This window comes from Flavobacterium ammonificans (genome assembly GCF_020886115.1).
Classification (GTDB): Bacteria; Bacteroidota; Bacteroidia; order Flavobacteriales; family Flavobacteriaceae; genus Flavobacterium; species Flavobacterium ammonificans.
This window is the reverse complement of the sequence record NZ_AP025185.1, coordinates 1,739,535-1,765,714: the sequence shown is the minus strand read 5'-3', so window position 1 is coordinate 1,765,714 and position 26,180 is coordinate 1,739,535. Positions and strand designations below refer to the sequence as shown.

Below are 26,180 nucleotides of genomic sequence, written 5' to 3'. Positions count from 1 at the left end.
TAATGAAAATTGCAACATTGATTATTCGAATTTTACTAGGAGCATTTATGGTATTTGCTTCTGTAGCCTATTTCTTTGAATTGTTTGAAGCAGAAGCGCCTACAGGAAACTTATTGACTTTCATGAACGGTATCATGGCTTCAAAATACCTATTACCGTTAGCAAAAGCCGTTGAATTAATTGTTGGTCTAAGTTTGTTAAGCGGTAAATTTATGAAAGTAGCTTTATTGGCCTTATTACCAATTTCAATTAATATCTTTTTAATTCACACTGTAACCCAAGTATCAGAAGTACCTGTTGCTATTTTTGTATTGGGTGCCAATTTATTTTTAATATACGCACATTGGGATTCCTATAAAGGATTATTTAAAGATTAAATATTCTTCCATAAAAAAGCCCGTTCATTTGAACGGGCTTTTTTTATTTAAATAGTACAGTCTTAAACGTGTAATGCTCTATTATCAGTGGCAGCTAAAGCAGCTTCTTTGATTGCTTCTGCAAATGTTGGATGTGCGTGTGACATTCTTGAAATATCTTCAGCAGAAGCTCTGAATTCCATTGCGGTAACCGCTTCTGCAATTAAATCAGCTGTTCTAGCTCCAATCATATGAACACCAAGAACCTCATCTGTTTTAGCATCGGCTAGGATTTTTACAAATCCATCTAAATCGCTACTTGCTCTAGCACGACCTAATGCTTTAAATGGAAAACTTCCTGATTTGAATTCTACTCCAGATGCTTTCAATTGCTCTTCTGTTTGCCCAACAGCCGCCACTTCCGGCCAAGTGTATACCACGCCAGGAATCAAATTATAATTAATATGTGGTTGTTGACCCGCAATAATTTCGGCAACCATAGTTCCTTCTTCTTCCGCTTTGTGAGCCAACATAGCTCCACGAACCACATCACCAATAGCATAAATATTAGAAGCCGAAGTTTGTAAATGATCATTAACTTCTACTTGTCCTCTATCTGTAATTTTTACACCTGCCTTGTCAGCATTCAATCCATCGGTATAAGGGCGACGACCTACAGATACTAATGAATAATCTCCTTCTAATGTGATGATTTCTCCTTTTGCATTTTCTGCTTTTACAGTCACAACATCTCCCGTTCTTTCTACTGATTGTACTTTGTGAGATGTATAAAATTTCATTCCTTGTTTCTTCAAGACTTTTGTCAATTCTTTAGATAACGAACTGTCCATTCCTGGAATGATGCGGTCCATAAATTCCACTACAGAAACTTGCGCTCCTAAACGTAGATATACTTGTCCTAATTCAATTCCGATTACACCTCCACCAATGATAACTAAGTGTTTTGGCACTTCTTTCAAAGCCAAAGCTTCAGTAGACGTGATAATTCTTTCTTTATCAACTTTGATAAACGGTAAAGAAGATGGTTTTGAACCTGTAGCAATAATGATATTTTTTCCTTCAATAGTTTCTGAAGTTCCATCTGCTTTAGCAATTGCCACATGTGTAGCGTCTACAAACGAACCTAAACCATTAAAAACAGTTACTTTGTTTTTGTCCATTAAGTAGTTGATACCTCCCGAAGTTTGATCTACTACTGCTTGTTTACGCGCAATCATTTTTTCTAAATTCACTTTTACCTCACCAGAAAGTTCAATTCCGTGTTCAGCAAAATGTGCAATTTCTGAATAATGGTGTGAAGAAGATAATAATGCTTTTGAAGGGATACAACCTACATTCAAGCAAGTACCTCCCAAAGTAGAATATTTTTCAATAATGGCTGTTTTAAAACCTAATTGTGCGCAACGAATGGCCGAAACATATCCGCCTGGACCAGAACCTATAACAATTACATCAAATTGACTCATGTTTATATAAATAATTTATAGTTTAACTTCAATTAAGACACAAAAGTAAGGCTTTTTGAATTAATTATTCTAAGATAAATTAGTAATTTACTATAGCTCAACTACAAACTAAATGCAGTGGTGTTTTTAACTTCTCCAATCATAAATGAACTATGTGTACTTCCAATATGTTGGAGACTCGTCAACTTTGTTACCATAAAAGCCCTATACTCATCCATGTCTTTCACATTCACTTTCAAAATATAGTCATAATCTCCACTTACATGAAAACATTCTGAAACTTCCGAAAGTTGTACCACTTCACTCTCAAAAGTGTGAATAACATCTTTAGTATGTTGAATTAGCTTGATATGACAAAACACCACAAAAGCCTTTTCTATTTTGTTACGATCTAATAGTGCAACATATTTATGAATTATTTTTTCTCGTTCGAGTTTTTTTATTCGCTCATATACTGCTGTTACAGAAAGATTCAAAACCAACGACAATTCTTTAGTTGTCTTTTTAGTGTCTTTTTGTAATAACATCAATAACTTTTTATCGATTGCATCCATGCTTTATATTTTTTGATGACGATTGGTGAATAACTGAACTAAAAAAGGCTATTATTTGAAACAAATTTAGATTAAAAATCTACAAATAAATTTAATTACCAATTTAAAATCTATATTTTGACTAATGTATTGAAAAATAAATTAAATATAATGAATTTTGATTACATAATTAACTAAAACTATATTGCTATGGAATCTTTTAATCCTGCAGATTGCATTCAAGACTTACAATTTTTTGGCGAATATGGAGATGTTAACCCTTCCATTTCGGACAGCTCAACCTATACTTTTCTTTCAGCAAAAAAAATGTTTGATACATTTGAAGGTAATGTAGAAGGTTGCTATTTGTATTCAAGACATACCTCTCCTAGTAATTTATATTTAGATAGCGCTCTAGCAGCTATGGAGGGTACCGAGTCAGCAAGTGTTACAGCTTCTGGAATGGGAGCCATTACTTCTACTCTATTACAACTTTGTGGTAATGGCGATCATATTGTATCCAGTAGAACTGTGTATGGAGGAACCTATGCTTTTTTGAAAAATTTTGCCCCTCGAATGGGAATCAAAACTAGTTTTGTAGATATAACAAAATTAGATTTAGTAGAGGCAGCCATCAATTCGGATACCAAAATTTTATATTGCGAAACAGTAAGTAACCCACTTTTAGAAGTAGCCGATATTGCTTCTCTATCAAAAATTGCAAAAAAACACAATCTTAAACTTGTAGTTGATAATACCTTCTCTCCCTTATCTGTTGCTCCAGCACGACTAGGAGCGGATATTGTGTTGCATTCACTAACTAAATACATCAACGGAACTAGTGATACGATAGGAGGAGTTGTTTGTTCGTCTGTTGAATTCATCAACAGTTTAAAAAATGTGAATGATGGAGCTACCATGTTATTGGGTCCAACAATGGATAGTTTACGTTCTGCAAGCATATTAAAGAACTTAAGAACGCTACACATCCGAATGAAACAACACAGTCACAATGCAATGTACTTATCGGCTAAATTGGAAGCAGACGGAATTAAAACCGTATATCCCGGTTTACCAAGCCATCCAAGTCATGAATTATACAGAACAATGATTCATCCGGATTATGGTTATGGTGGGATGATGACTATTGATGTAGGTAGTTTTGATAAAGCCAACGCATTGATGGAATTAATGCAAGAGAGAAATGTTGGATATCTAGCCGTTAGTTTAGGATTTTATAAAACTTTGTTTACTGCTCCTGGAAATTCAACCTCATCTGAAATTCCTTTAGACGAGCAAGAAGCTATGGGCTTAACAAATAGCTTGGTTCGCTTTTCAATAGGCCTTGATAATGATATAGAAAGAACGTATCAAATGATAAAAAAGTGCATGCAAGAATTGCATATCCTTTAAACTGGGTTAAAAAAAACACCCTCAAAAAAGTAAAATCTTTTGAGGGTGTTCAATTGTATAAAAGTTTTTTTTACTTCACTTCTATTTGATTCATTTTACTGTTTTTTCGACTGTAACCAAAATAAATCAATAATCCTAGAAGCAACCAAATGGAGAAATAAATCCAATTCCAAACACTCAATTCAGCCATCATATACAAGCAGGAAACCAAACCTAATAAAGGAATCAAAGATAAATTTTCTTTATACGCCCAAAAAGCAAGTCCAATTAAAGAAATTAAAAATATCCACATTGGGATTTTGTGTTTGAACAAATCAAACCCGCTTTCATATTTAACAGTATCAGCAATTGGTAATTGAGCCACAATGGCAGCATAGTTAACCTCATCGTCTTGGTACTGACTTAATAGCTCTTCAACGTCGTTAGTCGTTGGTTTCGATTCTAAGGAAACTAAATAGTGATATACTTTATCTGTATCCGATTTATCCAAAGAGGTAATTATTACTTCTGGAGAATTTACTTGAGTTTCATTATTTAGAAAACCCATAGTAGCTTCATTGTTATACAAAAAAGCATAGGCTAAACCAACAACTAAAGCGATTGGAAAAATGAATTTCGAATTCACATAAGGCGTTTTGAATTTTCCTCTCGGAATATCTTTCTTATTCTGCAATACCAAAACTCCAGCACAAACCAACACAAAGGCAAATAAAGTCCCAATACTACATAAGTCGGTTACCATAGTTAAATTCATAAACAAAGCCGGAATCCCAACTACAAAACCTGTAACAATTGTAGCGTAAGAAGGTGTTTTAAACTTTGGGTGTACTCTTGAGAATTTTTTAGGTAACAACCCGTCTCTACTCATACTCATCCAAATACGAGGTTGTCCCATTTGGAAAACCAATAAAACACTTGCCATAGCAATTACTGCACTTACGGCAATAATTCCTGACATCCATTTTAAATCTAACTTTTCAAATACAAAGGCCAATGGATCTCCTACATTCAATTCATTGTAACTGACCATTCCTGTTAACACCAATGCAATGACAATATACAAAACAGTACAAATGATAATTGCCCACATCATTCCGCGTGGTAAATCACGTTGTGGATCTTTACATTCTTCAGCAGTGGTAGAAATAGCATCAAAACCAATATAAGCAAAAAACACTGCTGAAACACCTTTCAAAACACCGCTAACTCCATTAGGAGCAAACGGATCCCAATTTGTTGTATCAACATAAAAAGCACCAACAGCAATTACTAGTAAAATGATGAATAATTTAACAATTACCATCAAATTACTTGCATTACGGGATTCTTTCATTCCTCTATACACCAATGCAGTTATCACTATAATGATCAACATAGCCGGAATATCGGCCACAAAATGAAAACCTCCAATAACAGGACTTGTAGTCCAAGCTGTATAGGCATCTTGCAAATTAGAACTTAAATTATCAAATGATTTCCCACCTTGCATTAATGCCGTTGCATCTTTGAACCCATTAGAAGCCGATAAATAATCCATTTGAATCCATTGGGGCAGTTCTAGCCCTCCTGTACGTAGTAATCCTGTGAAATAATCACTCCACGAAATTGCCACAGTAATATTACCTACGGCATATTCCATAATCAAAGCCCAACCAATAATCCAAGCAATAATTTCGCCAAAAGCAACATAGGAATAGGTATAAGCTGATCCCGAAACTGGAACCATAGAAGCAAACTCGGCATAGGCAAAAGCAGCAAAACTACAAGCTAAAGCAGTGAATAAAAAAAGAAAAATTACAGCAGGACCACCATCAGCACTTGCTTTACCAATAGTACTAAAAATCCCTGCACCTACAATAGCTGCAATTCCAAAAGCCGTTAAATCTCTTGCGGTCAGATGTTTTCCTAAGGCATTATGTCCATCACTTTCATTTTGCTTGACTTGTTTCAAAATATCTTGAACCGTCTTTTTTCTAAACAAACCTTTTATTGCCATAGTATTGTATTATTCAGATAATTTAATCAGTGACAAACTTAAAACATCATTTTAATCTTTCAGAATTAAATTTCAATTATTTTAAACAAGATTTTAAAATTGTAACCGGATGTTGTGCTTCTCTCGATGTTCCGTCAAATATTTGATGACGACAACTCGTTCCGGCTGCAGCAATCGCAACAGCAGCATCAGTGGCTCTAATTTTTGGAAACAAGGTATCTTCCCCCATTTGCATACTTATCGCATAATGCTCTTCTTCATATCCAAAAGAACCCGCCATTCCGCAACAGCCCGAGTTGTAAATAGTAACTGTGGTGTTTTTTGGAATATTGAGCATTGCAAAAGTTGCTTGAACCGAACTCAATGATTTTTGATGACAATGTCCGTGGATTTTTATTTCTTTTACTTCATCAGAAAATTGATCTGAATGAATTGTTCCTTTCTCTATTTCATTTTTGAAAAATTCTTCAATAGTATAAACGTTCTTAGCCAATTGCTCCGCTCCTGACTTATCTTCTGCCAAACGAATGTATTCATCTCTAAATGTCAATATCGCTGAAGGTTCAATTCCAACTAAAGGAATTTCATCAGTAACCAAGTCCTTGAAAATATCCACATTAATTGTAGCAATAGCTTTGGCTTGTTCCAAAAATCCTTTTGAAATAAACGCACGTCCGCTTTCTTGGTGATCTACCACCAAAACTTGGTAGCCTAAGTTTGTTAAAAGTTCATAAGTATCAATTCCTACTGAAACATCATAAAAATTAGTAAATTCATCACAGAACAAAATAACTTTCCCATTAGGAAAACTTCCTTCTTCAAGTTCTTTATGATGTTTATCCAACCATTTACGGAAAGTCTTTGGAGCCAAATGCGGTACAACACGTTGAGGCGCAATTCCCATTTTCTTTTTCACAAAGGAAAGATTGGCAAACCAATTGGTTAATTTGGGTGTTAAACTGCCTAAATTGTTCAATTTGGCATTGTAAGCAAAAGTTTTATTTCGTTTAGAAAATCCGTTTGCTTTTTGGTATTGGTATAAAAATTCCGACTTCAAAGCTGCAACATCAACATTGCTTGGACATTCACTCGCACAAGCTTTACAACTCACACACAAATCAAAAACTTGGTACAATTCTTCTTGATCAAACTTATTCTGTTTAGTGGAATCCGTCAAATACTGTCTCAAAGCGTTGGCTCTAGCACGAGTCGTATCTTTTTCATTGCGAGTAGCTCTGTAACTTGGACACAAGGTCCCTCCAGCCGAAGGTAATTTCCTGCAGTCGCCAGAACCATTACATTTCTCAGCCAAACGCAAAATACCTAAACTATCTGAAAAATCTTGAATTGTTTGGATTTCAGGTTCTTCTCGACCCGCTTCCATACGTAAATTTTCATCCATTTTTGGTGTATCCGTAATACGTCCTTTATTGAAAATCGCATTCGGATCAAATGCTTTTTTGATACGTTTAAGCAATTCATAATTAGATTCACCAATCATGAATGGTAAAAATTCACCGCGAACAATTCCGTCACCATGTTCACCACTTAAAGAACCTCTATATTTTTTTACTAAAACGGCTACTTCAGTAGCAATCGTTCTAAATAATTGTACATCTTCTTTCTTCTTTAAATTCAATACGGGACGCAAATGCAATTCTCCGGCACCTGCATGAGCATAATAGATTGCTTCTTGCCCATATTTTTTCATCATAGCAGCAAATTCTGCAATGTAATTAGGTAAGTCGCTGAGTTCAACAGCGGTATCTTCAATAGAATCGGCTGCTTTATCATCGCCCACAATACTTCCTAAAAGCCCTAAACCTGCTTTTCGAAGTTCGTTTATCTTGTCAATATCTTGTCCGTACAACTTTGGTAAAGCATAGCCAAAATTGTTTTGTTCTAAATCAGCAATCAAAGCATTCGCTTGGCGTTCAGCATCCTCTAAAGAATCAGAAGCTACTTCCAACATAATTACTGCCTTAGGTTCGCCTTGTATAAAGAAACGATTTTTAGCTTGTTCCCTGTTGGTTTTCGTACAATTCAAAATGGTATCGTCCATCATTTCGCAAGTATACAAATGATGTTTCATCGCAATCATAACCGCTTCCAAACTTTCTTGAATGGTATGAAAATGGGCTGCCACCATAATATTATGCGTAGGAGGCAAATCATCCACTTTCAGCGTAACTTCAGTTGTAAAAGCTAATGTTCCTTCGCTACCACAAAGCAGTTTCCCAAGATTTATAGTCGGCTCGTTTCCTGAAAACAAATCTGATTTCAACAACAAATCGACAGCATAACCCGTATTTCGTCTATGAATTTCAGGTTTTGGAAACTCTTTTATAATTTCATTTTGTGTGTCAGCATTTGAAAGTTCCTCGTAAACCGTTTTGTAAATCTGATTTTCTAAAGAATCACCTTTCGTTTTTTCGACAAACTCAGCCGAACAAAGTGAGGTAAATACTGTTTCCGAACCATCACTCAAAATGGCTTTTAATTCAACTATTTTATCTCGTGTCACTCCATACCGAATAGAAGTCGTTCCTGAGGAATTATTTCCAACCATTCCTCCAATCATACATCGGTTAGATGTTGAAGTATTGGGACCAAAAAATAATCCGTACGGTTTTAAAAACAAATTCAATTCATCTCGAATTACTCCTGGCTGAACTGTTACAGTTTTATTTTCTTGATCTAAAGCAACTATATTTGTGAAATATTTGGACACATCCACTATAATTCCGCTACCTACTGTTTGTCCTGCTAAGGAAGTTCCTGCTGTCCTTGGAGTTAATGGAATTTGATGTTCATTTGCAAAATGAACAAGCGTTTGTATATCTGTAACCGACTTTGGTCTTGCAATAGCAATGGGTTTAATTTGGTAAACGGATGCATCCGTAGAATAGATTACCTTATGCAATTCGTCATAAAATAAATCGCCTTCTAAAGAGGACGCTAATTGTTGTAAAGGTAAAATATGCGACATGGTATTACTATATGAGTACTATAAATTCAGTAGTGAATGACAAATATAAAAATTCTAGCGCTCTAAACTGAAATAAATCAATTTATAAAGCGCTAGAGGGTGGTAAACAAACCTTTACCAAAATTCTCTCAATTAAGTGTTGTATATTTAAAAATGATAGCGTTTAAATGCTTCCATAGCAGCATAACTAGCCAAGCCAAGGTCTTTGAATTTCTCTGCAGTATCTTTATTGCGTTCTTCCACTCGTACCCAAAATTCTCTAGAATCATCTCCTTGAAACATGACACCATCTTTTTGCGATTGGTGATAAAAGATAGCGGTTCGTTTTCGCAATACTTGATTAGGACTCATTGGGACAGCCATTTCAATTTCGTGAATATCCCATTCGTGCCAAGCGCCTCTGTACAACCATACCCAACAATCATCCATAAATGGTTTGTGCTTGATTTCTTCTAATGCCATGAATAATGAATCGAGACATACTTTGTGCGTTCCGTGAGGATCAGCTAAATCTCCTGCAGCATAAATTTGATGCGGCTGTATGGATTCAATAATAGCTATCATTAAATCGATATCTTTTTTTGATAACGGACTCTTTTTAATGGTACCTGTTTCATAAAAAGGTAGATTTAAGAAATGAACTTGGCTGTCTGGCAAGCCTAAAAAACGAGTAGCGCCTAAGGATTCTTTTTGACGAATTTGCGCTTTTAAATTGCGCAATGGTATGCTATCTGAAATCGAACTATTTTTTTGCTTGATAAATTCGACAATTTCAGAATAGGTTTTATTTTGGGGATCAAACACCAATCCGATTTCAGCAAATTTCAATGCTTCATCATTGGAAACCGCAATATTTCCTGAGGTTTGATATACCACATGCACTTCGTGTCCTTGGGTAATCAAGCGGTCGAATGTTCCCCCCATAGAGATTACATCATCATCTGGGTGCGGACTAAAAATAATCACTCTTTTCTTTTCTGGCGTAGAGCGTTCGGGACGTTGCTGATGATCCGAATTGGGTTTTCCGCCAGGCCAACCTGTAATTGCATGTTGTAGCTGATTGAACATCTTTATGTTTAAATCATAAGCGGTTCCTTCGATAGCCAATAAACTTTCCATACCGTGTTCAAAGTAGTCTTTATCGGTAAGATGCAATATCGACTTCCCTGTCTTTTTACAAAGCCAAACTATAGCTTTACGTATTAAGTCGGAGTTCCATTCACAGCCATCTACAACCCACGGAGTATTGATTCGAGTAAGTAATGAAGCCGCTTCTACATCTAAGACAAAAGTTACATTCGGATGATTTTGCAAATAGGTTGCAGGTTTTTTCGAAGTTACTTTTCCTTCAATCGTTTCATAAATCACCTCCGCTTTATTTTGACCCCATGCCAACAATACAATCCTTCGCGCCTCTAAAACTGTCGCTACTCCCATCGTAATCGCTTTTTTAGGAACATTGTCCATCCCTAAGAAAGACGATGCTGCATCTGAACGCGTAAGATGATCAAGCGTAACCATTCGAGTGGTTGAATTTTGATGCGAACCAGGTTCATTAAAACCAATATGTGCAGTTCGACCAATACCTAATAGTTGAAAATCTAAGCCGCCATAATTACGGATTTTCTCTTCGTATTGTGAACATAAAAGGAGACTTTCTTCAACTGTACAGTCCCCATTTGGAATGTTGATGTTTTCAGAGGCTATATCGACATGCTTGAATAAATACTCTTGCATGAAAAAATAATAACTTTGAATATTATCCGTTTTCATTGGAAAATATTCATCCAAATTAAATGTGATAACATTTTTAAAACTCAGCCCCTCCTCTCGGTGAAGACGAATTAACTCTTCATACACTTTTATAGGAGAAGATCCTGTAGCTAAACCAAGTACACAATAGGAATTTGTCTCCTGCTTTGCTTTAATTAATTCAGCAATTTCATGTGCTACAGCAATAGAACCCGAAACAGAATTATCAAAAATTACATTGTGGATTTTTTCAAAACGGGACGATTCGTATTTTCCGGGTTTAACAAAAGATAAAGGATTAATTTGAGCCATAATAAATCGGGATTTTTAATTTGTTATAAGCAAATATACAAATACGATTTAACAAATTGCTTTTTTATGCAATAATTAACAAATTATAGTTTAATAACGCAAAATAATGCATTTTTAAATAATAAAACCTCCTGATGAAATATATTCCTTTAACTTAGGATCTTTAGGATTAAGATCTGTAATAATACTATGTAGCTGATTTAAATCGCAAACAGAATGCGGCATTTTTGTATCTAATTTACCCGAATCTACCATGGCAACAACTTTTTCAGAAACTTGAATCATGGCTTTTTTCACAACCGAAACTTCATATCCTTTTTCAGTTAAACCAGATTTAACATTGATGCTACTTACCCCCATAAAACAAATATCAGCTTTGATAGCAGATAGTACCTGAACTACATCCATACCAATAGTAACCATGGCGTTTTTTTGCAATTTTCCACCAATAAAAATCAAATCAATATTGGGATGTTGAGACAGTTGCATCGCAATAGGCAAACTATACGTATAAATGGTTACTTTCAGATCCGGGGGAATTAACTTTGAAAAAACCAAATTAGTTGTACCTCCACTCATGATAATTACTTGTCCGTCACGCAATAAAGAAAGCGCTTTTGTGCCTAACGCAATTTTCTTTTTTTCGTTTGAAATTTCAATATCAAAAAAATTCTTGTTTTTATCTGATACTGGAATACCTCCACCGTACACTTTTTCGAGCTTGCCTTGATCGTGCAATAGTTGTAAATCTCTTCTGATTGAATCCTCTGAAACTGACAATTCTACAGCTAACTCTATAGTATTAACACTTTGTTTTTCAGCAAGTTTTTTAAGTATGTATTGGCAACGTTCCTTCTTTAACATATCAGCAATTATAATGTTTTTACAAATATATTAATAACACCTATCAAATTCGAAGATTGTTGCATTATTTTTCAGTATTTGATAAAATAGAAATTCAAAACTGATATTCAATTATTTTCTAAATCGATACTTCAGAATAGTAGAGCACTGTCAAAAAAATGAAACTTATTTTAACCTAAAATTGTGTATGAATATTTATATAAAAAAAACGAGTTGCTATAAAAGCAACTCGTCAAATTTAAAAACAAAACAAAATTAATTAGCTGGATTAGCTGGTGTATTAGGATTGTTAAAACGCTCAGAATCAGGATAAGGATACCAGTTTCTATTGCGCTCAGCTCCAGGAGCTCCTGCTCCAGGGCGATTAAATCTTCGAGTATCTTCGAGTTTCAATCCTGACATAAAAAGTTCTATACAACGATTTCTGTATATTTCAGTTAACAAACTTGGTTGGTCAACAGTACCAGAATAGGCTGGTAGATTTGCACCTACACCCCAAACGTCAGCAGCAGCAGTTTTTTGCAAAACTCTATTGATTTCAGTTACTGCCTCTGGTAATTGATTTTTACGTGCTAATACTTCAGCTCTAATCAAAATCATTTCACCAGGTAGATATACCGGAACAGTACTAGATATAGCTCCCCAAAATCCTGCACCTTTAACTGCAGAAACAGTTGAAGTTGGGTTAATATAAAAATTAATTCTTCCATCAGCTGCATTAGGTTGTAATGAAGCTGGAAGTCCAAGTGACTTTCCAATTGGTTGGTAATTATTAGCTACCAAAAATGCTGTTGCAGCAATCGCATTTTGATTTACTGCATCAAATTGGAATCCAGAACGTACAGTTAAGTTAACTAGTGTAGCATGTTCAAAAGCTTTATCCAAATTTCCTGAAATTAAATAAAAGCGCGCTAAAAGTGCATTTACAGTATTTGTATAGTTAATTCCAGGTGCTATACCAGTAAAACCAGTTGCGCTAGGCAAAGATGATTTTGTATCTTCCAAAGTTTTAATTACCTCAGCAAGTACCTCAGCTCTTGAATTAAAAGTTGCATTTTTAGCAGTTGAAATTGGAACTCTTTCAAAAAACTGAATTAAATTACCAAGAGCAAGCGCTTTAAAAATAGAAGCGTGAACTAACACCGTTGCTTTTTCAACTGGTACTGTCAAACGATTAATATTATTAATCACCTTTTGAGATTCAGAGTTCAAAATTAAACTTTGCGCCCAAATATTCGATACAATACCATTATTTGGAAGAACCTCTCCTGAACCAGAATACAAGGCAACTTCATCTAAATTTCCTGCTTGTGGCACACCTAATTCATTAGTTGTAAAACCATTTCCAGTAATCAGAGCATATCCAAAAGGACTTTGTCTACCAACACTATAACGAGACTGAAGTCCATTTGCAGCGCCAATCAAACCATCGCGTGAAGAAAAAACATCTTCTTCTGAAGCACGAGTTGGGTCTAAAAATTCTTCGTCACATGAGGTTAAAAATAAGCTCATGAAAACCGATACTATTATAAATTTTTTCATTTTCATTTGTATTAAAATTTAAACTTAAGTGCTAATGCAATAGTTCTTGGAATTGGAATTGTTCCAAAGTTATATCTTGCTACTGCAGATTGACCTCCTGAATTAACTTCAGGATCATAGCTTGTAAATCTATCCCATGAATAAAGATTTCTACCACTTAGATTAACAGTGAAATCTTCAAAGAAATTGTTTACTTTACCAAAAGAGTAGTTAACAGAAACTTCTCTTAATTTTAAATAACTTCCATCTACAACTCTAAATTCTTCAATAGCATAAATAGAGTAAATGTAACCTCTTGGTAATTCACCTTTTAACTCTTTAGCTACTAATTGTCCTGCTCCTGTACCTTGACGTGTTCTGTAGTCGGCATCAAAAATATCTCCTCCACTCACTCCATCAAAAAGTACCGATACTCCCCATTTTTTATAATTAATGTTAGTTCCGAAAGCATAGATGAAATCTGGATTTGGATCCCCAATTTCTTTAGTTAATACATCTCCAAATGGCTGACCACTTGAGTTTCTCTGTGGCTGACGAGTTGCAGTGTTCCCTCTTTCAGTTTGTGGCAAACCGTTTGGCTGCAACAATAAACTTCCGTCAGGATTACGAGCATAATAACTTCCAAAATAAGTTCCAATAGGGCGATTAAGTTGCACTGCAACCGGAGCACCTGCTGGATTAGAATCTAATAAAAAGAAAGGTTGATTCAGTTTAGTCACTTCGTTTCTATTGCGGCTCATATTACCATATACTTCAACATTGAAGTCTTCCGATTTCACCACTAATCCTTTAACGGTAAACTCAACTCCTTTGTTTGTCATTTCACCTAAATTTTCAATAGATGAAGTAGCACCAGTTGAAGGGGCTGACTGTACACGTAATAATAAATCTTTAATGTCTGCTCTATAATAAGTTCCCGAAATAGTTAATCTATCATTAAAGAAACCTAAATCAGCACCTACTTCAAACGACACATTACGTTCTGGAATTAATCCTAAATTTCCTCGACTGTTTCCAGCAAGAGTAAATGAAGTTTGTCCAAAAAGGTTACCAGTTGAATAATTTGTAAATCTAGAATAAGCTCCAATTGCAGTTAAATTTCCTGATTCTCCCCAAGAAGCTCTTAACCTTGCTGTACTTACTTTAGTATTTTCCATAAACTTTTCACTAGAAAGTACGTAACTACCACTAATTTTTGGATAAATTTGATTTCTTACATCCGCAGCAAAAATTGTAGATGCATCTTGTCTAATGGCAGCCGTTACAAATAATTTATTCTTGTATCCAAGAGTTTCTTGAAGATAAACTCCCCATAAGTTATAGTTAGTTTCAGCTGATCCTGCTGCTCCTCCAATAATAGTATTTGCAGCATTAATATTTTCAATAAATGGCTTTAAATCTCTCCCTTGAACAGAAAAAAGTTTGTCACGATAGAATTGTACATTATATCCGCCATAAGTTGTTGCAGTAAAATCTTTACTTACATTCCAAACATACCTAAGGTTCAAATCATTATTCAATTGATACACCTTATTATCTGTTTCAGAAACAAATCCATCAGGGAAAGTACCAATATTTACAGGTGCGTATGGAAATCTAGGAATGAATCCATACCCTTTTTGGTTAAAATTATCTAAACCTACAATAAAATCAGCATTAAAGTTTTTGAACGGTTTGTAATTTAATTGTACGTCAGCAATAATACGATCTGTTTGTTGTCCAAAATCGAAAGTTTCTATTACAGACAGTGGGTTTACACGTCCTGGATCCACCGCTAATAAATTGCCGTTAGCATCTCTACGATTGTTTAGATTATAAACATTGTTATTGATTGTAGCCGAATTCATTGGACTATAAAAAACATTTCCATCAGGTTTGTCTTCTGATCTTGAAGTTACATAATTAACTCCGAAAGAAGCCGATAGTTTTTCGCTGATTTTATTTTGAATTTTTAAATTAAGTCCTAATCTTTTGAAATCCGTGTTTTTTACAATTCCATTATTAACTAAATAACCAACAGATGCAAAATATTTAGTTTTAGTGTCTCCACCATTTACAGAAAAATAAGTGTCGGTACCTACACCAGTTGTAAAAATATCATCTTGATAGTCATAACGAGTTACGTCCATTAAACGAGTATCCATATTAACCAAACCTTGAGGTACTCCAGCTTGATTTAATCCTCTATGAACAGGAACTGTTGTTGCTGATGCAGGAGATCCTGTAATTGGAAATAAAGCACCATGTGCTGCAGGTATCACAAATTGCTTATTTACTAAGTTAGTATCTAACTTTTTACGAAGTGAATTAACTACTAAATTAGTAGAAAAAGTATAGGAAGCCTCTCCCGTTTTACCTTTTTTAGTTGTAATAATAACAACACCATTAGCTGCACGAGAACCATAAATTGCTGCTGCTGCTCCACCATTAAGGACTTCAATACTTTCAATATCATTTGGATTGATATCTGCCGTACGGTTTTGTCCAATTACTAAATTGGTACTACCGCCAATTTCAGGATTGGCAACATTGGCACTACTGTTACTAATAACTACACCATCAATAACATACAAAGGGTCAGATGCTCCTAATATAGAAGACGTACCTCTTAATTTGATAGAAAAACCTCCTGATGGATCTCCAGAGTTTTGAGTGATTTGCGCTCCAGCTATCTTACCTTGTAAGGCAGAAGAAAATCCAGTTGGCTGTGCTTTAACTAAATCACTTGATTTAATTGTAGTTACAGCATTACCCATCTCTTTTCGTGTAGTACGAATTGTAGAACCCATTACAACAACTTCGTTTAATGCACTTGTTTCCGTGTCCATTTTAACATTAACTGTTGTACCAGTTACTTTTACTCGAATTGTCTTAAATCCTATGTAATTAAAAAGAAGGATGTCACCCTCTTTTGCTTCTAAGGAATAATCCCCATCAAATCCACTTGACGAACTTGACTTAGTTCCAACTACCGATACAGAGGCACCAACAATTGGTAATCCAGTATCAGCTTCTTTAATTGTACCTGTAATCCTCTTATTTTGTGCTTCTACAAAATAAGAAGTAAATACAAGCAAGCAAAAAGTAAAAATTAATTTTTTCATAATTGTTTGTAAAATTTAGAATGAATTTCAAATCTATAAAAAAAATATTATACTCAACATAAAAAATGCTTTTTTTATCAAATTTATTTAAAAAAATGCAAAATAACGCATAATTTAGCTGATTTTGAGTAAATATTTAGCTAATCAATGAGTTGCAATTCTAAAATTTAATTTGAAATGACATGCTCTATACAACAAAATGCATACTTTTGCGTTATTATATCTGAAATTGACAAATAATGCAATAAAAATTGCATTTCTAAAAGTTGTTTCTATATTTGCATTACAAATTAGGACTTTAACAAATTAGTGTTACAACTAACTATATTTTCATTTAGTTTCCATTTACATTACTATTACATATTTTTTACTGTTATTAAATTTATTTTTAATTACAATTATTATACATCTATTTAATATAAAACACATTTTTCCGAACTATGATAAAAAACAATCCAGATACAGAAAAAGAATCTCATTATAACAATTTAGATCAAATGAGCGTAGAAGAAATTCTAATTGGTATTAATGCAGAGGATAAAAAGGTAGCTCAAGTAATTGAAAAAGAAATACCTAAAATCGAATTATTGATTAATGCGATCGTTAAGCAACTTAAAATAGGTGGTCGCTTATTTTATATCGGAGCTGGCACCTCTGGACGCATTGGCGTTTTAGACGCCTCAGAATGCCCTCCTACTTTTGGTGTGTCTGACAATGTAATAATCGGAATTATAGCTGGAGGTGATACTGCAATTCGAAAGGCAGTTGAAAATGCAGAAGACGATACCAATCAGGCTTGGGAAGATTTAAAGAAATACAATATCAATAGTTCAGATGTTGTTATCGGAATAGCCGCTTCTGGAAACACTCCCTACGTTATTGGCGGACTTAAAAAAGCACAAGAAAATGGTAGTATTACTGGTAGTATTTCTTGTAATAGTAATTGTTTAATCTCTAAAGAAGCCGATTATCCAATAGAATTAGTTGTTGGGCCAGAATTCTTGACTGGTAGTACCAGAATGAAAGCAGGTACTTCTCAAAAATTAGTCCTTAATATGATTTCGACTGCTGTTATGATCCAACTGGGTAAAGTAAAAGGTAATAAGATGGTCGATATGCAGTTATCCAATGAAAAATTAGTAAACAGGGGCATCAAAATGATTATGGACGAATTAGATGTTGACAGTCAAAGTGCATCTTTACTTCTAAAAGAACATAAAAGTGTTCGAGCTGTACTAACTAAAATGAAATAATTTACCATATTTGTTTAATAATATAAAAAGATCCTATGAGTCCTAGCATAATTTTACTGTTAATCATTACCTACTTCAGTTTGTTGTTCTATATATCCTATGCTGTAAGCAAAAAAGATAGTGGCAATACTGTATTTTTTACCGCAAACAAAAACTCCAAATGGTACTTAGTTGCTTTCGGTATGATTGGTACGGCACTTTCTGGTGTCACTTTCATATCAGTACCAGGAGAAGTGGGTTCACCAAATGGCGAACAATTTAAATATTTCCAGTTCATCATTGGAAATGCCATAGGATTCATTATTGTAGCCAAGTTACTTCTACCCTTGTATTATAGAATGAATTTAACTTCCATATACAGTTATATTGAACAACGTATGGGTTTTTATAGTTACAGAACTGCTGCTTCTATCTTTTTAGTAAGCCGAACTATTTCTTCGTCCTTCCGATTGTATTTGGTGGTAATCGTATTGCAGCGTTATGTGTTTGATTATTATCATATTCCATTTGCAGCCACAGTGTTAATTTCATTACTACTCATTTTTTCCTACACCTACAAAGGCGGTTTGAAAACAATCATCATTACAGATACCTTGCAAACATTTTTCTTAGTTGCCTCTGTATTTATGACTATTTATTTCATTTGCAGTAGTCTTGATTTAAATCTTATAGGCGCTTTTGAAGAGGTTAAAAACAGTAACTATTCTCAAATTTTCTTCTTTGAAGATTTTACTGAAAGTAAATTTCACTTTGTCAAACAAATCTTGGGCGGAATTTTTGTTACTCTCGCAATGGTAGGATTGGATCAAGATTTAATGCAGAAAAATTTGAGTTGTAAGAACATTGGGGAAGCCCAAAAAAATATGTTCAGTTTCACCGCAATTTTTGTAATCATCAATTTGTTTTTCTTAAGCGTTGGCGCTTTATTGTATATTTTTGCTGCCAAAAATAACATTGCCGTACCATTAGATTTAATATCTAATAAACCGAGAACCGATTTGCTTTTCCCTGAAATTGCGTTGAATCATTTAACGATAGTACCCGGTGTAGTATTTCTTTTAGGACTAATTGCTGCTACGTTTGCTACCACTGATTCCGCTTTGACTGCCTTAACTACTTCTTTTTGTGTTGACTTTTTAGGAATGGATAAAGAAGAAAATAGTCATAAAACTAATTTAGTTGCCACTAGACATTGGGTACATTTTGGTTTTTCAATAGTAATTTTCATAGTAATTCTTATTTTTAACTCCATCAATGATAGTTCGGTTGTAGGAATGATTTTTAGAGTTGCTTCGTATACTTACGGACCGCTTTTAGGGTTGTATGCTTTCGGATTGTTTATGAAATCCAAAAAAGTACAAGACAAGTTAGTACCAATCATTTGTATCGTGTCTCCTGCCCTCACCTTCATTATCAACGACAATTCAAAAGTGCTTTTGGGCGGTTATGTTTTTGATAACGAATTGATTATTCTAAACACCCTAATCACTTTTGTTGGGTTATGGTTAACTAGTACAACTGTTCAAGAAAAGTACGATTTTTAAACTCTTTGATAATGAACCCGAACATCGAATCCTTATATCAGTTAGCGAAAAAACCAACACGAACGATTATCGGTTTAATGTCGGGCACCTCTTTAGACGGATTAGATGTAGCGCTTTGCGAAATTTCAGGCGCTTCAAAAAACACAACTGTTTCTCTTAAAGAGTTTGAAACCATTCCTTATTCAGATGAAGTTAAAACTGAAATACGTAAGGTATTTGCAAAAAAAACAATCGATTTCCAGCATCTTGCATTGCTAAATGAATGGATAGGGATTTTGCATGCCAATATGATTAAAGATTGTTTGAAAAAATGGGGAATTCCAAATTCAGAAATAGATTTAATTGCATCTCATGGTCAAACCGTGATGCATTTACCTAAAATATTACACCAATTGCCTCGGTTTACGAATGCTACTTTACAAATTGGAGATGGAGATCATATAGCAGTTCATACTGGAATTACAACCATTTCCGATTTTAGACAAAAACATGTAGCTGCCGGTGGCGAAGGTGCTCCTCTAGCAGTATATGGCGATTATTTTATTTTTGGAAGTTCGGAAGAGCATCGAATAATGTTGAATTTAGGGGGTATTGGAAATTTTACTTTTTTACCCAAAGATCAAAATCCAGAACAGGTTTTTGTTACCGATACCGGAACAGGAAACACCTTAATTGATGCTTTTATTCAATTGCATTTTCCTGAGTTAAGTTTTGATAAAGATGCAGAAATTGCAAGAAAAGGCAAAGTAAATCAAACTCTATTGTTTGCTCTAAAAGATAATTCTTTCTTTACAGAACCATTCCCAAAAACGACAGGACCAGAACTTTTTAACTTGGACTACGTTCACAAAGCAATGCGTGAAAGTAAAACTGAACAACTTTCTGTAGAAGATGTAGTAGCTACATTAACTCGTTTTAGTGCTGAAACTGCTGCTGAAGCGATTTTGGACGCAATAAGCCAAAGTGAATATAAAAACGACGACTACCTCATTTATGTTTCTGGAGGAGGTGCACACAATCCATTACTTATGGAATATTTGAAAGAATTAGTGCCTTACTCATTCAAAAATACTGATGAATTAGGAATTTCTGGCGATGCAAAAGAGGCACTACTTTTTGCAGTTCTTGCCAATGAAACTGTAGCCGGAGGCCCTACTAATTTTGGCTCTAGAAAGGGAATTCCATCGATTACCATGGGTAAAATATCTTTTCCTAACTAAAATAAATCATTAATTTATGAAAAATAGCCGTCTTATTTCACTTGATATACTTCGTGGGATCACTATTTTAGTAATGGTTATTGTAAATAATCCAGGAAATTGGAGTGCTACATATCCCCAATTACTTCATGCAGAATGGGATGGCTGTAAACTCGCTGATTATGTTTTTCCATTCTTTATTTTTATTGTAGGAATGTCAATTCCTTTAGCAAATCCAACCAAAGAAAAATCATTTAAAAGTATTCTGAAATTTCTAGTGCGTGCTCTCCGAATAATTTCCTTGGGTTTATTTTTAAATTACTTTAACACCATCACTGTTTTTAATTTAGAGGGGCTGCCTTTACTGGTATTCCGAGTTGCTATTACGCTTCTGATTGGTTTTGCATTGATGGGAAACTATAACTATGAAATAAAAAAATATAGCGCATTCTTACTCTTTGGTTGTTTTATGTTTTTGGCTTTTGGGACCACTCAATTTGAAGAAGTTCGAATTATGGGTGTATTACAACGTATTGGAATAGTATACTTCTTTGCATCACTAGCCTATACCTTTAGCTCAACAAGAGTACAAATTATATCAGCAGTTTTCATTCTATTGGGCTATTGGGCAATCATGAGTTGGATTCCTGTACCTGGATTTGGAAATCCTAATTTTGAAATGGGCACTAATCTGGCTAATTGGGTAGACCAAATTATTTTAAAAAATCATGTTTATGTAGGTACTAAACCATGGGATCCCGAGGGAATTTTGTCTACTTTACCTGCAATTGCTCAAGGTATTATAGGCTTTTTAATTGGTTATCTAGTCCTTGATACTTATAATAAAATTGAAATGATGAAAAAACTAAATCAAATTGGAGTTGTACTCCTAGTATTAAGCATCATCATCGCAAATTATTTTCCAATAAATAAATCCATTTGGTCTAGCTCATTTGTTCTTTACACTTCTGGTGTTGCTATTTTACTTTTTACTTTACTATACTATGTGGTGGATTATAAAAAAATAGCTACAAAGAGCAATTTATTAGTAATGTGGGGCGTAAATCCTATGATCGTTTTCTTTCTTTCAGGGATAATTCCTAGAACCTTAGCGATGATTCAAATAGAGAAGCCTGATACAATTGGCGAGAAAATAAGCATCCAAAAATACTGCTATACCTATGCTATTGAACCTTATTTTACTAATCCTATGACGGCATCCTTAGTTCATGCAATACTATTTATCGTGATGTTCCAAATTCTATTGTATTTATTATACAGAAACAATACAATAATTAAAGTATAATATTGAAAGTTTAAATCAAAATACAATTACAAAAGTGTAATTTTGTAGTATACAAATGAACCTCCAAATGATGAATTTAAAGTCCCTTACTATCTTATTTGCCTTCCTTTTTTCAACGGGAAATGCTGTAGCTCAGGCTAAAATTATGTATCCCAAGAACGAATTTAGAGCCGTTTGGATTGCTACTGTGGCTAACATCGATTGGCCTAAAAATAGTACTGACCCAGTAGAGAAGCAAAAAAGTGATTTTGTTGAAATTTTAGATACTTACAAAAAGTTACGCTACAATGCTGTAATAGTGCAAATACGAAGTAATGGTGATGCATTTTATCCAACTGATTTAGCACCTTGGTCACGAAATCTAACTGGAAAAGAAGGAAAAGCACCTTCGCCTTATTACGATACATTAGAGTGGATGATTCATGAAGCACACCACCGCGGATTTGAATTTCATGCTTGGCTAAATCCATATCGTGCCACTTCAAGTGCCAATTTAGAAATCGTAAGCAAAAAACACGACCTGATTCAACATCCTGAATGGATGATTAAGTATGCTGGTAAATACTATTACAATCCTGGTTTGCCAGAAGTTCAAAACCATTTGACTAGAGTGGTTGAAGAAGTAGTCAAAAAATACGATATCGATGCGATACACTTTGATGATTATTTTTACCCATATACTGTTGATAGTGAAAAATTCAATGATACGGATTCGTTTAATAAATACTCTAATGGATTAGAATTAGCCGATTGGAGACGTAATAATGTGAATGTTTTTGTTCAACAAATTGCAACCAGTATCAAAAAAATTAAGCCGTGGGTGCAATTTGGCATAAGCCCTTTTGGAGTCTGGAGAAATCAATCTGTAGATCCAAGAGGTTCAGATACACAAGCGGGTCAAACTAATTATGATGATCTATTTGCAGATCCATTACATTGGATGGAAAATAATTGGATTGACTATATCTTACCTCAATTGTACTGGAGTTTCAATCATCCAAAAGCCTCGTACAGTAAATTACTGAAATGGTGGTCCGAAAACTCAAAAAACACAGCCATTTACATTGGAAATGGATCTTATAAAATTAAATCGGATTCGGATAAAAGTTGGGATTCTCCTTTTGAAATCCCAAATCAAATCGATTATTCTCGTAGTTTTAATAATGTACAAGGCAATGCTTTTTTTAGCGCCAAATGGTTCCTCAATAAAAATCAGGAAGTAACGCAGTTACTGGCCGAAAATCAATACAAATACCAGGCTATACCTGCAGCTGTTCCCAATTTTAAAAAATTAGTTTTTGATGTTCCTAGAGTAACTAGTGTCATAAAAGATAAAAATGAATTGGTCATTTCTTTACAACCTACTCGAAATCCTATGCGCTATGTTGTTTTTTATGGAACTGATGCTAATGCAGAGCTAGACAGCGATGACCCAAGTCAGATAGTCGATAAATTCTTGGTACAAAAAAACAACAATCGATTAGCTATTCGTGTGCCAATTGCCTTATTAGAAAACAAGTCTAAATTTGCTTTATCATTCATTGACTTGTATGGTAACGAAAGTAAAGAAATCCTAACACAACTGCCACAAACAGTCGTAAAACCTAATTAATACACTACGAATGAAAGCAGAGAAAAACCCTTGGTATTGGATCCCTATTTTAAACTTTGCATCTGGTTTCCCCTATGCGATCATTATTTCGGTGTCTGTAATCATGTATAAGAATTTAGGTATTAGTAATGAAGATATTGGGATTTATACCAGTTTGCTTTATTTACCTTGGGTAATTAAACCATTATGGAGTCCGTTTATTGACTTGCACAGTACCAAAAGAAAGTGGTTTTTAAGCATGCAATTGCTCATCTCTATCGCTTTTTTAATAGTTGGATTTACCATTCCGATGAACCATTTCTTTTTTCTGAGTTTGGCTATTTTTTGGGTGGCGGCATTTGCTTCTGCTTCCAATGACGTGGCTACAGATGGTTTTTATTTATTATCATTGTCCAAAGACCAACAATCCTTTTTCCTAGGAATTAGGAGTACTTTTTATCGCCTTTCTATGCTCACCGGTAACGGATTGATTGTCATTATTGGGGGCTATTTAGAGACTGAATTTGGAGATAAAACTAAAGCGTGGTCGTATACCATGATTATTGTAGGTTTGCTTATGGCAACAATTACTGTTTACAATCTATTAACCACACCAGTATCAGAAAATGAGACATCGGAGGATGTTGTAGAACAGCAAAAAGATTTTGTAACTGTTTTTACGAGCTTTTTCAAAAAGAAACAAATTGGAATTGTATTGGCTTTTATCCTTTTATTTCGTTTAGGTGAATCGCAATTAATGAAGATGTTAACTCCTTTTTTAATTGATCCTAAAGACGCTGGAGGAATGGGACTCACTACCGAAGATGTTGGTATTATATACGGAACTTTTGGGGTGATTGCCTTGCTTGTGGGAGGAACATTAGGAGGAATAGCAATCTCTAAGCATGGATTAGGCAAATGGATGTTACCCATGATTTTAATTATGCATTTACCTATTGTCGGGTTTATTTTACTCTCTCATTTTCATCCAGAAAATACTATTTATATTTATTTAGTGGTCATTGTAGAGCAATTTGGTTATGGTTTTGGATTCGCTGCCTTTTTAATGTTCTTAATTTTTGTAGCAGAAGGCGAATCAAAAACTTCTCACTATTCCTTAGCAACTGGTTTTATGGCTTTGGGAATGATGTTGCCTGGGATGATCAGCGGCTATATACAAGAATATTTAGGGTATGGCAATTTCTTTATTTGGGTACTTTTGGCTACACTTCCGGGGGTTGTTATATCGCGGTTTTTAGTATTTCCGGCTGATTTCGGAAAAAAATCAGCAATCAATCAGTAAAGACAATGATGACTTTAAAACAAAAAATAGGACAGTTTTTCTTTCCTGCCGTTTTTATTAACGATACCGAAGAAAACATTCAAGCAACCGAAGCTTTAATTCGGGATCACAACATTGGTGGACTTACTTTTTTTCATAGTCGTGCGAGTGCGGCTACCAATTATGAAAGCAAACAAAAAGTGGTTTCGTATGATGATAGTTATTTCAAGTTAAAACAATTGATAACGCGTTATCAAAAATGCGCCACTACCCCACTATTAATGAGTATTGATGCCGAATGGGGTTTGGCTATGCGAATTGAAAAAACACCGCAATATCCCTATGCAATTACCTTAGGCGCTTTGCCAGAATCGCAAATTGATTTGGTTTACGAAGTGGGCAAACAAATTGGATTGGATTTGAAAGCAGCTGGCATTCAGTACAACTTAGCGCCTTTGGCTGACATCAATAACAATCCAAACAATCCTGTCATTGGCTACCGCTCCTTTGGTGAAAACAAGGAAAAAGTGGCTTTGTTTGCCAATGCTTATCTAAAAGGAATGTCAGATGCTGGGATTTTAGGCTGCCTGAAACATTTTCCAGGTCACGGAAATACCAATGTCGATTCACACCTTGGTTTGCCAATATTAGAAGAAAATCTAGAACAATTACTCCATAATGAGTTGTATCCTTTTATCAAAGGAATTGAAAATAAGGTCGATTCGATTATGATTGGTCACTTAGCCGTTCCTGCTTTAAACGATGGCAAAAATACTTCGGCTACTTTGTCGAAGAACATCATTGAAAATCTACTTCGCAAGCAACTTGGATTTGAAGGATTGGTTATATCCGATGCCTTAAATATGAAAAGTGTTTCCGATTTGTTTGAACAAAAAGGGCAACTAGAATGGGAAGCATTCCAAGCAGGCAATGATATTTTATGTTTTACAGATGAAGTAGCTGCTGGAATTGAAGCCATTCAAAATAATGCTGCTGAAGAACGTATTAATGAAAGTTACAACAGAATTCAGCATTACAAACAAAAAGCAGGTCTTTTTGAAAACGGATCCATTTATCCTGATACAAGTCAGTCCAAAATTGATTTTTCAATAAGCGAAAATTTAAATCGTAGGATCGCTGAGCAGATTTTGACTAAAGTAAAAACAGATACCAATACCAACCGAATTCAAGAGGCTATTGCTAACAACTCTCTGGCTCAAGTAAGCATTTACAAGGATGGTTTTGCTACTAAGGTAACGCAAAATAGTACTACTCCTATTTTTTCATTAACTGTTGAAAATCCAATGCTCAAACAGGAAGATCTAGCCCAGTACGATACCATTGTGATTTCAATATTTGTTCCCAAAGCGAAACCTTTAAATCAATTTGATATACAACCGCAAGTGATAGAAAGTATTAGTACACTTCTACACAATAAAAATTGCATCCTGTATGTTTTTGGAAATCCATACGCACTTCAAGTGATTCCTAATTTGGCTTTAGCCAAAGAAATTATAATGGTATACCAAGATTTTGAAGTTTTTCAAGAAGTCGCAGCCCAACAATTTCTCAATAAATTAGCCTGTCCTGGACTACTTCCCGTTTCGATTAAGAACATCTAAATCAATTGAATAGATGTAATTCAATCTGCTTTAAT

The 26,180-nt window shown here is 34.6% G+C and carries 17 protein-coding genes; 9 read left to right on the top strand and 8 right to left on the bottom strand.

Features of this window, described 5'->3' with window-relative positions:
- Window positions 1-2 precede the first annotated feature (2 nt).
- Window positions 3-377 carry a DoxX family membrane protein gene (locus tag LPC20_RS07800; RefSeq protein ID WP_229324161.1) on the top strand — a complete coding sequence of 125 codons (375 nt, stop codon included), beginning with the start codon at window positions 3-5 and terminating at the stop codon, window positions 375-377.
- 62 nt (window positions 378-439) lie between these two features.
- Here the strand turns inward: LPC20_RS07800 and lpdA are convergent, their stop codons facing one another.
- Both lpdA and LPC20_RS07790 read right to left on the bottom strand, forming a co-directional pair.
- Window positions 440-1,843 (bottom strand): dihydrolipoyl dehydrogenase, encoded by a 1,404-nt coding sequence (lpdA, locus tag LPC20_RS07795; protein WP_229324159.1) that lies wholly within the window; start codon window positions 1,841-1,843, stop codon window positions 440-442.
- A gap of 101 nt (window positions 1,844-1,944) precedes the next feature.
- Complete coding sequence (locus tag LPC20_RS07790) at window positions 1,945-2,397, bottom strand: Lrp/AsnC family transcriptional regulator (RefSeq protein ID WP_229324157.1); 453 nt, start codon at window positions 2,395-2,397, stop codon at window positions 1,945-1,947.
- 189 nt (window positions 2,398-2,586) lie between these two features.
- Here LPC20_RS07790 and LPC20_RS07785 point away from each other — a divergent pair, with 189 nt between their 5' ends.
- Window positions 2,587-3,789 carry an aminotransferase class I/II-fold pyridoxal phosphate-dependent enzyme gene (locus LPC20_RS07785; RefSeq protein WP_229324155.1) on the top strand — a complete coding sequence of 401 codons (1,203 nt, stop codon included), beginning with the start codon at window positions 2,587-2,589 and terminating at the stop codon, window positions 3,787-3,789.
- A 70-nt stretch (window positions 3,790-3,859) separates the two neighbouring features.
- Here LPC20_RS07785 and LPC20_RS07780 read toward each other — a convergent pair whose 3' ends face one another.
- From LPC20_RS07780 to LPC20_RS07755, 6 genes are all read right to left on the bottom strand, one after another.
- Window positions 3,860-5,785: an amino acid permease gene (locus LPC20_RS07780; protein ID WP_229324153.1), complete on the bottom strand. Its 1,926-nt coding sequence runs from the start codon at window positions 5,783-5,785 to the stop codon at window positions 3,860-3,862.
- 76 nt (window positions 5,786-5,861) lie between these two features.
- Entirely contained in the window at window positions 5,862-8,774 is a 2,913-nt protein-coding gene (locus LPC20_RS07775; RefSeq protein ID WP_229324151.1) for an FAD-binding and (Fe-S)-binding domain-containing protein, read from the bottom strand.
- 147 nt (window positions 8,775-8,921) lie between these two features.
- A complete protein-coding gene (gene nagB / locus LPC20_RS07770) occupies window positions 8,922-10,838 on the bottom strand; it encodes a glucosamine-6-phosphate deaminase (protein WP_229324149.1) in 1,917 nt (638 codons plus the stop codon).
- Window positions 10,839-10,952: 114 nt separating this feature from the next.
- Window positions 10,953-11,702: a DeoR/GlpR family DNA-binding transcription regulator gene (locus LPC20_RS07765; RefSeq protein WP_229324147.1), complete on the bottom strand. Its 750-nt coding sequence runs from the start codon at window positions 11,700-11,702 to the stop codon at window positions 10,953-10,955.
- 255 nt (window positions 11,703-11,957) lie between these two features.
- Window positions 11,958-13,244 carry a RagB/SusD family nutrient uptake outer membrane protein gene (locus LPC20_RS07760; RefSeq protein WP_229324145.1) on the bottom strand — a complete coding sequence of 429 codons (1,287 nt, stop codon included), beginning with the start codon at window positions 13,242-13,244 and terminating at the stop codon, window positions 11,958-11,960.
- Between the two features lie 11 nt (window positions 13,245-13,255).
- Entirely contained in the window at window positions 13,256-16,348 is a 3,093-nt protein-coding gene (locus LPC20_RS07755) for a SusC/RagA family TonB-linked outer membrane protein (RefSeq protein WP_229324143.1), read from the bottom strand.
- Between the two features lie 440 nt (window positions 16,349-16,788).
- On the opposite strand from LPC20_RS07755, the gene murQ reads away from it, so the two are divergent.
- From murQ to LPC20_RS07720, 7 genes are all read left to right on the top strand, one after another.
- Window positions 16,789-17,601 carry an N-acetylmuramic acid 6-phosphate etherase gene (gene murQ, locus LPC20_RS07750; protein ID WP_229324140.1) on the top strand — a complete coding sequence of 271 codons (813 nt, stop codon included), beginning with the start codon at window positions 16,789-16,791 and terminating at the stop codon, window positions 17,599-17,601.
- A 35-nt stretch (window positions 17,602-17,636) separates the two neighbouring features.
- Window positions 17,637-19,145 carry a sodium:solute symporter gene (locus LPC20_RS07745; RefSeq protein ID WP_229324138.1) on the top strand — a complete coding sequence of 503 codons (1,509 nt, stop codon included), beginning with the start codon at window positions 17,637-17,639 and terminating at the stop codon, window positions 19,143-19,145.
- A gap of 11 nt (window positions 19,146-19,156) precedes the next feature.
- Window positions 19,157-20,365: an anhydro-N-acetylmuramic acid kinase gene (locus LPC20_RS07740; RefSeq protein ID WP_229324136.1), complete on the top strand. Its 1,209-nt coding sequence runs from the start codon at window positions 19,157-19,159 to the stop codon at window positions 20,363-20,365.
- A gap of 16 nt (window positions 20,366-20,381) precedes the next feature.
- Complete coding sequence (locus LPC20_RS07735; protein ID WP_229324134.1) at window positions 20,382-21,650, top strand: acyltransferase family protein; 1,269 nt, start codon at window positions 20,382-20,384, stop codon at window positions 21,648-21,650.
- A 67-nt stretch (window positions 21,651-21,717) separates the two neighbouring features.
- A complete protein-coding gene (locus LPC20_RS07730; RefSeq protein WP_229324132.1) occupies window positions 21,718-23,262 on the top strand; it encodes a glycoside hydrolase family 10-like protein in 1,545 nt (514 codons plus the stop codon).
- Window positions 23,263-23,272: 10 nt separating this feature from the next.
- Entirely contained in the window at window positions 23,273-24,544 is a 1,272-nt protein-coding gene (locus tag LPC20_RS07725) for an MFS transporter (RefSeq protein ID WP_229324129.1), read from the top strand.
- Between the two features lie 8 nt (window positions 24,545-24,552).
- Entirely contained in the window at window positions 24,553-26,145 is a 1,593-nt protein-coding gene (locus LPC20_RS07720) for a glycoside hydrolase family 3 protein (protein ID WP_229327146.1), read from the top strand.
- The last annotated feature ends 35 nt before the right edge of the window (window positions 26,146-26,180 follow it).

Excerpts from the sequence above, each read along its gene's own strand:
- LPC20_RS07720 (WP_229327146.1), top strand. The coding sequence starts at position 24,553 with ATGACTTTAAAACAAAAAATAGGACAGTTTTTCTTTCCTGCCGTTTTT.
- murQ (WP_229324140.1), top strand. The coding sequence starts at position 16,789 with ATGATAAAAAACAATCCAGATACAGAAAAAGAATCTCATTATAACAAT.
- LPC20_RS07765 (WP_229324147.1), bottom strand. The coding sequence starts at position 11,702 with ATGTTAAAGAAGGAACGTTGCCAATACATACTTAAAAAACTTGCTGAA.
- LPC20_RS07790 (WP_229324157.1), bottom strand. The coding sequence starts at position 2,397 with ATGGATGCAATCGATAAAAAGTTATTGATGTTATTACAAAAAGACACT.
- LPC20_RS07800 (WP_229324161.1), top strand. The coding sequence starts at position 3 with ATGAAAATTGCAACATTGATTATTCGAATTTTACTAGGAGCATTTATG.
- LPC20_RS07730 (WP_229324132.1), top strand. The coding sequence starts at position 21,718 with ATGATGAATTTAAAGTCCCTTACTATCTTATTTGCCTTCCTTTTTTCA.
- LPC20_RS07760 (WP_229324145.1), bottom strand. The coding sequence starts at position 13,244 with ATGAAAAAATTTATAATAGTATCGGTTTTCATGAGCTTATTTTTAACC.
- LPC20_RS07775 (WP_229324151.1), bottom strand. The coding sequence starts at position 8,774 with ATGTCGCATATTTTACCTTTACAACAATTAGCGTCCTCTTTAGAAGGC.
- lpdA (WP_229324159.1), bottom strand. The coding sequence starts at position 1,843 with ATGAGTCAATTTGATGTAATTGTTATAGGTTCTGGTCCAGGCGGATAT.
- LPC20_RS07725 (WP_229324129.1), top strand. The coding sequence starts at position 23,273 with ATGAAAGCAGAGAAAAACCCTTGGTATTGGATCCCTATTTTAAACTTT.
- LPC20_RS07735 (WP_229324134.1), top strand. The coding sequence starts at position 20,382 with ATGAAAAATAGCCGTCTTATTTCACTTGATATACTTCGTGGGATCACT.
- LPC20_RS07740 (WP_229324136.1), top strand. The coding sequence starts at position 19,157 with ATGAACCCGAACATCGAATCCTTATATCAGTTAGCGAAAAAACCAACA.
- LPC20_RS07755 (WP_229324143.1), bottom strand. The coding sequence starts at position 16,348 with ATGAAAAAATTAATTTTTACTTTTTGCTTGCTTGTATTTACTTCTTAT.
- LPC20_RS07785 (WP_229324155.1), top strand. The coding sequence starts at position 2,587 with ATGGAATCTTTTAATCCTGCAGATTGCATTCAAGACTTACAATTTTTT.
- LPC20_RS07780 (WP_229324153.1), bottom strand. The coding sequence starts at position 5,785 with ATGGCAATAAAAGGTTTGTTTAGAAAAAAGACGGTTCAAGATATTTTG.
- LPC20_RS07745 (WP_229324138.1), top strand. The coding sequence starts at position 17,637 with ATGAGTCCTAGCATAATTTTACTGTTAATCATTACCTACTTCAGTTTG.
- nagB (WP_229324149.1), bottom strand. The coding sequence starts at position 10,838 with ATGGCTCAAATTAATCCTTTATCTTTTGTTAAACCCGGAAAATACGAA.